The organism is Prevotella sp. HMSC077E09 (assembly GCF_001814685.1).
In the GTDB taxonomy this organism is placed as follows: domain Bacteria; phylum Bacteroidota; class Bacteroidia; order Bacteroidales; family Bacteroidaceae; genus Prevotella; species Prevotella oris.
This window is the reverse complement of record NZ_KV817537.1, coordinates 1-373: the sequence shown is the minus strand read 5'-3', so window position 1 is coordinate 373 and position 373 is coordinate 1. Positions and strand designations below refer to the sequence as shown.

Genomic DNA, 373 nt, shown 5'->3' with positions numbered 1-373 from the left:
TACGCCAGTTCGGGATAAGGATTTGCTTAGAAAAGTTCCAATTTCCTACTCTTTTCAATGCGCACGGGCAGTGCCTCTGGCTTATTCTCGAAGAAACAGTATGCAGCCAATGCCGCACAGAGATTCATGAGGAAGTTATGTACGGAGCGATGGCGTGAATGAACAAGGTTGGCCTTGTTCTTGAGCAGTTCGTTGATGCATTCTATTATATATCGCTTGCGCAGCATCATCTTGTCCCACAAGGGCATAAGCTTGTTTTTCATGTTTGATTTGATCCCGTGAACGAGATGGATGCCTTGGTTGAAGCGGTTCTCAAAGAACTCTTGCTTGATGTAGCCCTTATCGGCAAATACTTTGCCGTAGAGCACCTTGG

At 45.8% G+C, this 373-nt stretch carries 1 protein-coding gene; it reads right to left on the bottom strand.

From position 1 onward, the window contains the following. Positions 1–26 precede the first annotated feature (26 nt). Positions 27–373 (bottom strand): transposase (locus HMPREF2983_RS04895; RefSeq protein WP_246829352.1); only part of this gene is annotated, 347 nt, incomplete at its 5' end.